An 8,389-nucleotide genomic window follows, 5' to 3' on the forward strand; every position below is an offset into this window, starting at 1 on the left:
TCCGCGCGCAGGACCTGTTCCAGGTCGCGCTCAGCCGCGCGCCGCTGCTGCCCGTCAATGTCGAGGTCTATGACGGCAAGCCCGAGGCCGGCAATCTTTTGTTCCGGTCGGAAGCGCCGCCGGCGGAACGCATCGGGGCGAAGCTTCTGGCGCGCCGCGATATCGTTGTTGCCGGCCGGCCCTGGACGCTGCTGTTTAGGCCGACAAGCGCCTTCGAGCTACCATCCTCGCGCGCCATTCCGGTTATGCTTGGGCTGTTCGGCCTGCTGCTTGCAGGGGCCATCGCCCTGGTGGCGCGTTATCAGGAGCGTGCCTATGACGCCAAATCGGCGCTGCACGAGGCGACGGAAAAGAGCCTGCTGGAAAAGGACCTGATCCTGCAGGAGATGAAGCACCGCATCAAGAATTCGATCACCCGCGTGCTGGCGATCGCGCGGCAGACGGCCTCGCAAGCCACCGACGTCAAGGAGTTCTCGGCATCGTTCTCGGCGCGCCTCCAGGCCATGGCTGCGTCGCAGGATATGCTCACCCGCTCGCGCTGGCAGAAGGCCGATCTCGGCGATCTGCTGCGTATCGAGCTCGGGCAGGTATTCGGCAAAGACCTCCCTGAAGGTGTGCTGTCCGGGCCGCAAGTGCTGCTCGACGAGACGACGACTCAGGCACTTGGGCTGACCTTCCACGAACTCGCCACCAACGCGCTGAAATATGGCGAGGCCGGCAACTCGGTGGGCGCCCTCAAGGTCGACTGGAACGTGAAAGGGCGCGGCCGCGAGCGGACGCTTACCCTGAATTGGCGCGAAGCGGGTCAGAAGAAACTAGAGGCGCCGGCAAAGACCGGCTTCGGCACCAAGCTGATAGACCTCAATGTCACGCGCGAGTTGCGCGGCACGATCGCGCGCGACTATCGGGACGACGGATTGAAGGTGGAAATCAGGATACCGCTGGCGGAGTGAGCGGCCAAAATGGCCCCGCAATGGTGTACGAATCAGCGGGTCGGAACCAGAGGCCGGCCCTCGGCCTCCGGTCCCTTTCCGGTATCAGTTGCAGCGAGCCGTGTAGATCCGGCCGCGATGATCGCGGTACTGGCAATAGCCGTTGCGCAGGTTACGAACCAGGAGGCCCGACCCGGCACCGACCGCCGCGCCGATCAGCGCACCCTTGCCGCCGCCGACCAGGCCACCCACGCCGGCGCCAATCAGGCCACCGCCCACGACATCCTGCTCGGTCGTGGTGCAGCCGCTGACAGCGACAACGGCAACCATGGCAATAATCATCTTCCGCATTGAAATGCTCCTCACTTTTGTCCTCACTTTTCGGCAGTGCCAGCCGCCATTTAGCATGAAAAAAGGGCTTTGCCTGCCCTTCTTACTGTTGTTTAAGATAGTCTTTTTCGGGGCGCGCGCTGTTCGACGCGACAAGCATGCCGGAAACCTCCAAAGACGCGACCAGCGTGCCGTCGGGCCGCACGTTCTAGGCGATCTGATCGTAATCATCTTCCAGGGCCGGATCGACGGTAAGGCACTTGCCGACGATGTGCGGGGCCTGGCCCTGCAGGTCGCCGAGGGCGAAGGGCCGTTCGGCCGTACAGGCCTGCTCGGTCTCGAAGACGCTGACTGGCACCTGGAGCTCGCGACAATCGGTCATTGTGCTCGAGCAACCGACGACGAAGAGCAGTGCGGCGATGTGTTCCATGGCTCCAAACCTCTCGCCGCAAACAACGATTCTCGGCGAGCGAAAGTTCCGGGGCCGGGTTCAAAGCGTAGTGTCGAAGGGAATCAGACGACGCGCAACAAGTCCTGTTCCTTATGGACGTTTACCCAAAGCCGCCGCGCAGCTTTGGTCGACATGCCAGCTGCCGCATGCAGGGATCAGAACAATTGCCAGACGGCAGTCAGGGCCACGGCGGCGAGAAGCGCGACCGCGCCAAGCCGGAGCGAAAGACGGGATGATCGCGGCGCCGGCTGAGGCTCGGCCTCCTGGAAGCCGCTCATCGAGACAGGCGGCCTGCTCCAGCTTGTTCATATCGGCAACAATCTTTTCAGTCTCCCAGATCGCGCGCCGGGAGGCGCGGATGGGTTTCCGGCGCATCGCCAGCCGGCGACTCAGGATCGGACTTTATGGTGAACAGGGGGGGTTAAGCGCCTTCGCCTGCGAAGCCTGGCGCCATAGGGCGCAATCAATCCGTCTCGAAATTTCCATGCGGGACGGTGAGGCGGTATTCCATACGGTCCTTGCCGATTTCGAGCGTCGCGGAGCCGTTCAGCGACATCGGCACGACGCGCTCCAGCGCCACGCTGCCGAAGCGCTTCTCATTGCGCGGCGCGTCGCCGACCGCCTCCGTCCAGGTCAGCAAAAGGCTGGGCGAGCTTCCGCTTTCGGGTTCAAGCCTTGCGCTCACTTCGACATGGCCGTCAGCTCGCGACAGCGCGCCGTAGCTCACCGAGTTCACAGCCAATTCGTGCATCGCCAAGCCGATATGCAGGGCGGCATTGGGGTTAAGATAGGGATTGTCGCCCGCGAACCGCAGGCTCCGGGCCAGATCGGCGCTGTAGCGGCCGACCTGGCCGGATACGAGTTCCTGCAGCGCCGCTCCCCGCCAGTTGGAGGATGTGACCAGATCCTGCGAGGACGCGAGCGATTGCAGCCGGCCGCGAAACCGCGCCAGGAACTCACCGAGCGTCTCCGCGTAGCGTCCTGTCTGTGTGGCGATGCTCTGGATGATGGCCAGGAGGTTTTTCGATCGGTGACTGACTTCGCGCAGCAATGCCTTCAGCGTCTGCTCGCGACGTTTCTGCTCCGTCGTTTCCACCATGGTAGTGACGACGCCGAGGACTTCGCCGGCGTCGCCGCGGTCGGCATCGACCCAAAGCTGGAACCAACGGACGCCCTGGCTTCCTGGAATGCTGAGCTCGAGCTGGTCGGCGTTGCCGGATTCGATCACCTTGAGCTTGACGGCGCTTATACGTTCGGCCTGCGTCGGCGAAAGCTGGTCCTTGCCGTCGGCGGTTTCGGAGGCCCACGGCGCGCCCATGTTGCGCGCCCAGACTGTTTTCATCTGCCGATCCTGATAAAGAACCGAGATTCCGGCATTGTGCAGGGCATGAAGCAAGGCTCGCCCCACCTGCATCCCGCTTTCGGCGGGATGCATCGCGATCACCTCGCCGTCACGCCTTTCAGTCCTGTCCTTGGTGGGATCCTCGGGAGGCATCGGAACATCCCCGCACTCGGTCCTTGAACGGTTTCAATCCGCAACTGGTTCCGACGCCGCAGGCTCTCCAAAACGGTCCGCCGGACGGCGCTCTTTCGAGACGCCGCCCGGCGGTGGCTGGAAACCGTTTGAGGGGTGCGGCTTCCAGTGTCGCGTCAGGCTCTCCTGAAGAGGCCCGCGATGAGCGAAATCACCAGGAAGGCGAGGAAGATGAAGAACAGGATTTGCGCGATGCCCGCCGACGTGCCGGCGATGCCGCCGAACCCAAGCGCGCCGGCGATGATCGCAACTACGAGAAATACGAGCGCCCAGTACAGCATGATGCGTCTCCTTGTTATGTCGGGAAAAGAACGTGGGTCGGTGCCGTTTGTTCCACCATTTGCTGAAAAAGACGATCCCCTTTGAAGGGACTTTTCAGATCGCAAACTGATGAGCGTCATGCGAGGCGCGAAGGCCCCGCTGACGCTCAAAACGGTCCAGCATTCGGAGCGGATCAGGCGGCGGCCTTGGCCTGCCGGTCGAAGAACAGGGCCTGGCTGATCAGAGCCTTGACCATGTCGGGATTGAAAGGCTTGGTGACCAGGAAGGCCGGCTCAGGGCGTTCGCCGGTCAGCAGGCGTTCCGGGAAGGCGGTGATGAAGATCACCGGCACCGGTGTCGACGACAAGATCTCGTTGACGGCCTCGATGCCAGAGCTGCCGTCGGCGAGCTGTATGTCGGCCAGTACCATTTTCGGCCGCGTCTTGCCGAACATGGCCACTGCCTCGGCATGTGTACGTGCCGTGCCAACGACCCGGTGGCCGAGGCTTTCGACCATCTCCTCGATGTCCATGGCAATCAGCGGCTCGTCCTCGATGATCAGCACATCGGTCGCGACCTGTCGCGAAATCTCGCTGCTTGCCTGCGCAAGCAACTCCGAGAACTCGTCGTCGTCGACGTCGAGAACCTCCGCGGCCTCGTCCTCGCTGAAACCCTCCACGGCGACAAGAAGGAAAGCCTGCCTCGGCAAGGGCGCGATCGCGTTCAGATTGGCGGCCGCCCGCTGCTCCCAGGCTGTCTGAGCCTGCTCCTGCGGCACGCGGATGGCAACTGAGGTGAAGAGCCTGGCAAACACCTTATATATCGCAATACGGTCGCTGGAGGCTTCGGGAAAGATATTAGTGTCGGCGATGATGGCTTCCAGCATCGCGGCGACCAGCGCGTCACCGCTTTCCTGCGATCCGGACACCGCGCGCGAGAAGCGGCGCAGGAACGGAAGATGCGGAGCGATGGTTGCGGACAAACTCATTATTTACGTCTCCCTCAGATGACGTTGCACGTTCAAGGCCATGCTGTTGCCAGCCCCTGGAAAACCAACGCCGGCTTCCGGAAAAAGTTCCGCCAGCCATGGAACTAAATTAGCAGGCCTGCGTTTCGGGGTCTCGGGTTGGGCAACCAGACGAGGGTTCCGCTTGCGTTGTGGTTTGAAGTCGAAGAGCGGTTCCGGTGCTGGAAACTAGGGCTAACATGAAAGAAATGTCAAAAAAACAGATGGCTGATGCCAAGAGCAGGCATCGGAACGGGGATGGCAACCCGCTTGGAGCAAACTCCGAAATTGCCCGCAAGCTCAAGCAATATTACGACGAGCTGGTCTCGGATCATGTGCCGGACCGTTTCGCTCAGTTGCTCAGCCAGCTGGAACAGACCGAACCTGCCCAGAAAAAGGACTGAGGCATGGCGGCGGTATCCCAGAGCTTCAAGACCGAGCTACTCGGTGCGATCCCGAGCCTGCGTGCTTTTGCCGTGTCGCTGACGCAGAACGCCGACCGTGCCGACGACCTCGTCCAGGAAACGCTGGTCAAGGCGTGGGACAAGCATGAGAGTTTCCAGCCGGGCACCAATCTCAAGGCCTGGCTGTTCACCATCCTGCGCAACGAATTCTATTCGCAGATGCGCAAGCGCGGCCGCGAAGTGCAGGACAGCGACGGCATCATGACCGCCAGGCTTGCCGTCCATCCGGCCCAGCACGGTCAGCTCGACCTCAAGGATTTCCGCGGCGCGCTCGAGCAACTGCCCGAGGACCAGCGCGAAGCCATCATCCTGATCGGCGCTTCCGGCTTTTCCTACGAGGAAGCCGCCGAAATCTGCGGCTGCGCGGTCGGCACGATCAAGAGCCGGGTCAGCCGGGCGCGCACTAGGCTGCAGGAGATCCTCAAGATTTCCGGCGAGGACGAGTTCGGACCCGACGCGATCTCGGCGCAAGTGACAGGCTCGAACGCGGCCTGATTTTCGGGGCGCGGAGCGCCGCCTGGCGTCCCTAAGTGCGATACCGGCCATTTCGGCGGGCGTGATCGGCTCGCCGAGCTCGGTATTCACGAGGACTTGCTTGTCAGGTCAGGCCGCAGTTCTATTCTATTCGGCGGTATGGAAACAGTATCTGCAGCATCGGTCTTCCGCCTCCAACTGCCCTTGGACGGGCTGCGGCCGCTCGGTCCGCGAGCCAGGGCGGCCGCCCTTGCCGTGGGGGCCGTGCTTTTCTGGGCGACATGGCCGACACTGGCCACGCTGGCGAGCCCCGCGCCTCCGTTCCTGGTCTTTGGGCTGGCTGCGGCCATAGGCTTTGTCGCCGCGCTTTTCATGGCGTTCATGCGTAGGCGCACCGCCTCCTTCGTCGCCACGCCGTTCCGCACGGTCCTTCTGGTCAGCGTCGGCCTCCTCGTCAACAATGTCCTTTATCTCTTCGCCATGCCCAGGATCGGGCCGGCGGAGGCGAATGTCGTCGCTTATCTGTGGCCGGTGATGCTGGTGCTCATCATGGCCCGGAAGCGGCGTGAACGGCTCGGCCCGTCGCGCCTGGGCAGCATTGTCCTCGGCTTCGTCGGCGCGGTGGTTGCGATCGGCCCCAGCTTTGCGCTCGGCTTCGACCTTTTTGGCGTGTTCCTGGCATTATTGAGCGGCCTTACCTTCGCCATCTATGCCGCGGTCCGCTCGGATGGTCGGGAGGCCGAGGACGTCATCGGGCCGTCAATGGGACTTCTGGCGGTGCTTGCGCTGGCCTTGCACTTCGGTTTCGAGCCGCCGATCAGCCTTTCCTCATCCCAGCTGCTGGCGATCGCAGCCATAGGGATCGTTCCGTTGACGCTTTCCAACGCGCTTTGGGATCGGGCGACCAGAACAGGCCATACCGCGCTGATCTCGGCAATCGCCTATGCGACGCCGTTGGCCGCGTTGTCCCTGCTCGCGCTGCTCGGCGTCGGTGATGTTTCCTATGGGGTTGCCGCCGGTGCGGTGCTGATCGTCATCGGGGCGCTTGGCGCATCTGGAATCTGCGGAAGGATCCCCGGTTCGCGCAAGCCCGTAGCGAAGGTGAACGGGCAGCCTGTAGGGCGGATTCGGCGAACCCTGCGTCAGGCCGAGGGGACCCGGCCGCAGGCCATGGCCACGGCTTCGATCAGATCCTCGCCCGAGTAAGGCTTGGTCACCAGGCGGATGTCGGGGAACGAACCCCGGATTTCCTCCGGATCCGAATAGCCGGACGCGAATACGAACGGCACGCCCTCGCTGCGCAGCCGGGCGGCGAAATCCAGGGTCGAGACGCCGCCGAGCATAAGGTCGACAACCGCCGCGTCGAATCGCGCGGACAGCGCTTGCCCGTCGATCTCGACGATCTCCCGGGCGATCGTCACCTCCGCCGCGCCATGGTCGCGGCAAAGCTGCTCGACATCCATCGCGATCAGGAACTCGTCTTCCAAGACGAGGATACGCAGTCCGTCAAGCAGTGCTGGCACTTATCGGTTTCTCCTGGCAGGACCGCACTGATGCGCGGAATGTGTTGGCATGTCATTAAAAAAAGACATGGCTAAAAGCACAGGCGTGGAAGCCTGCGGAACCCCTGCCGGTCTCAGGCGTTTTTCTGCGCCCGCAAGGGCAGGGATTTCGAAGAGGGGTCGAAATGTCCAGCCAAAGCGCACGTCCGATCGCCAGCCGTCAATATCGTTGCGAAAAGTGCCCATTGCGGCCTCTGCCTGCATTCCGCGAGTTCGACAAGCAGGAACTGTCATTCATCAACACCTTCAAGCGCGGTGAGCTTGCCGTCGACAAGGGGGCGACGGTGCTGGTCGAAGGCAGCCACAGCGCCCATCTCTACACGGTGCTGTCGGGCTGGGCTTTCCGCTACAAGCTGTTGCCCGACGGGCGGCGGCAGATCCTCAATTTTTCCATGCCCGGGGACCTCATCGGCCTGCAGGGCAGCCTGATGGGCGAGATGCAGCATTCCATCGAAGCCCTGTCGCCGATGCTGCTTTGCGTCTTCGAACGCGAGCAGTTGCAGGAACTCTACCGCAATCACTCCGGCCTTGCCTACGACATAACCTGGATCGCTTCGCGCGAGGAGCGAATGCTGGACGAGAACCTGCTCAGCATCGGCCGTCGCACCGCGCTCGAGCGCGCCGCCTATCTTATCGCCTTCATCGCCAGTCGGGCTCGTGGCGCCGGCCTCAACGGCAAGACGCCGGTGCAGATCCCGATCACGCAACAGCACGTCGCCGACACGCTTGGCCTCTCGCTTGTTCACACCAACAAGACGATCCGCAAGCTGATGGACCGCAAATTGGTCCTGTGGCGGGATGGGTGGCTGTGAAGTGATCGACTATGATGGGCTGAAGAAGCTGGCCCGCTGGGAAGGGCTGGGGGAGGACCGCAGGCCGCTGATTTAGGACGTGTTCAGATTCAGGTGAGGCCGGCCTGCAAATGGTAGCTTCCTGCGCTTCCGGTGCTCACGTACTTTAAGTACGCTCCGCTCCGGTTCTCGGAAGCCACCATTTTCGACTCGGCCTGACCTGACCTGAATCTGAAGACGCCCTAGGGTGCTGTGAGAGGCCAGACCCGGAACCATGGTGCAGAACGGGCGTTGAAACCAACGCAAACGCAAGGAGTTAGAGAATGGCAAGCGCCGCAGGCAAATCCGCAACGGACCAAGCAACCACCGCCGATCTCGAAGCCGATATCGAGCAGTTGAAGGCGGATATTCAGAAACTCACCGAGCAACTGGCCAGGACGGGCCAGCACGGCTACGGCGCCGCGCGGCGCGCCGCCGCGGACGGCGTCGAACAGCTGCGCGCGCAAGGCGAAGCCGCGTTCGAGAGCATGCGAGGAAGCGCCGAGGACATTGAGGCACAACTGATCGCCAAAGTCCGTGAGAAG

The 8,389-nt window shown here is 62.7% G+C and carries 11 protein-coding genes and 1 pseudogene; 6 read left to right on the plus strand and 6 right to left on the minus strand.

What is annotated here, in order from left to right:
• Window positions 1–953: HWE histidine kinase domain-containing protein (locus EOA24_RS19280; protein ID WP_281059891.1), on the plus strand; the 953-nt coding region annotated here is incomplete at its 5' end.
• Window positions 954–1,037: 84 nt separating this feature from the next.
• Here the strand turns inward: EOA24_RS19280 and EOA24_RS19285 are convergent.
• From EOA24_RS19285 to EOA24_RS19305, 5 genes are all read right to left on the minus strand, one after another.
• Window positions 1,038–1,283 (minus strand): YMGG-like glycine zipper-containing protein, encoded by a 246-nt coding sequence (locus EOA24_RS19285; RefSeq protein WP_027166589.1) that lies wholly within the window; start codon window positions 1,281–1,283, stop codon window positions 1,038–1,040.
• Between the two features lie 187 nt (window positions 1,284–1,470).
• On the minus strand, window positions 1,471–1,692 hold the full coding sequence (locus tag EOA24_RS19290; protein WP_245466911.1) for a hypothetical protein: 222 nt from the start codon (window positions 1,690–1,692) through the stop codon (window positions 1,471–1,473).
• 484 nt (window positions 1,693–2,176) lie between these two features.
• On the minus strand, window positions 2,177–3,208 hold the full coding sequence (locus EOA24_RS19295; protein ID WP_126080877.1) for a sensor histidine kinase: 1,032 nt from the start codon (window positions 3,206–3,208) through the stop codon (window positions 2,177–2,179).
• A gap of 155 nt (window positions 3,209–3,363) precedes the next feature.
• Window positions 3,364–3,528: a DUF1328 domain-containing protein gene (locus EOA24_RS19300; RefSeq protein ID WP_018429836.1), complete on the minus strand. Its 165-nt coding sequence runs from the start codon at window positions 3,526–3,528 to the stop codon at window positions 3,364–3,366.
• A gap of 173 nt (window positions 3,529–3,701) precedes the next feature.
• Window positions 3,702–4,496: a response regulator gene (locus EOA24_RS19305; RefSeq protein ID WP_126080878.1), complete on the minus strand. Its 795-nt coding sequence runs from the start codon at window positions 4,494–4,496 to the stop codon at window positions 3,702–3,704.
• 218 nt (window positions 4,497–4,714) lie between these two features.
• Between EOA24_RS19305 and EOA24_RS19310 the strand changes: the two genes are divergently transcribed.
• From EOA24_RS19310 to EOA24_RS19320, 3 genes are all read left to right on the plus strand, one after another.
• Window positions 4,715–4,918: a NepR family anti-sigma factor gene (locus EOA24_RS19310; RefSeq protein WP_042641626.1), complete on the plus strand. Its 204-nt coding sequence runs from the start codon at window positions 4,715–4,717 to the stop codon at window positions 4,916–4,918.
• Window positions 4,919–4,921: 3 nt separating this feature from the next.
• A complete protein-coding gene (locus tag EOA24_RS19315) occupies window positions 4,922–5,473 on the plus strand; it encodes an RNA polymerase sigma factor (protein WP_027166584.1) in 552 nt (183 codons plus the stop codon).
• A gap of 138 nt (window positions 5,474–5,611) precedes the next feature.
• On the plus strand, window positions 5,612–6,658 hold the full coding sequence (locus EOA24_RS19320; RefSeq protein ID WP_126080879.1) for a DMT family transporter: 1,047 nt from the start codon (window positions 5,612–5,614) through the stop codon (window positions 6,656–6,658).
• Here the strand turns inward: EOA24_RS19320 and EOA24_RS19325 are convergent.
• Entirely contained in the window at window positions 6,595–6,975 is a 381-nt protein-coding gene (locus tag EOA24_RS19325) for a response regulator (RefSeq protein ID WP_126080880.1), read from the minus strand. The genes EOA24_RS19320 and EOA24_RS19325 overlap by 64 nt on opposite strands.
• A gap of 164 nt (window positions 6,976–7,139) precedes the next feature.
• Here EOA24_RS19325 and EOA24_RS19330 point away from each other — a divergent pair.
• Window positions 7,140–7,902 (plus strand): annotated as a pseudogene (locus EOA24_RS19330) (Crp/Fnr family transcriptional regulator).
• Window positions 7,903–8,128: 226 nt separating this feature from the next.
• On the plus strand, window positions 8,129–8,389 hold a 261-nt coding region (locus tag EOA24_RS19335; protein WP_127409981.1), incomplete at its 3' end, for a hypothetical protein.

The sequence above is a fragment of the Mesorhizobium sp. M2A.F.Ca.ET.039.01.1.1 genome (assembly GCF_003998035.1).
In the GTDB taxonomy this organism is placed as follows: domain Bacteria; phylum Pseudomonadota; class Alphaproteobacteria; order Rhizobiales; family Rhizobiaceae; genus Mesorhizobium.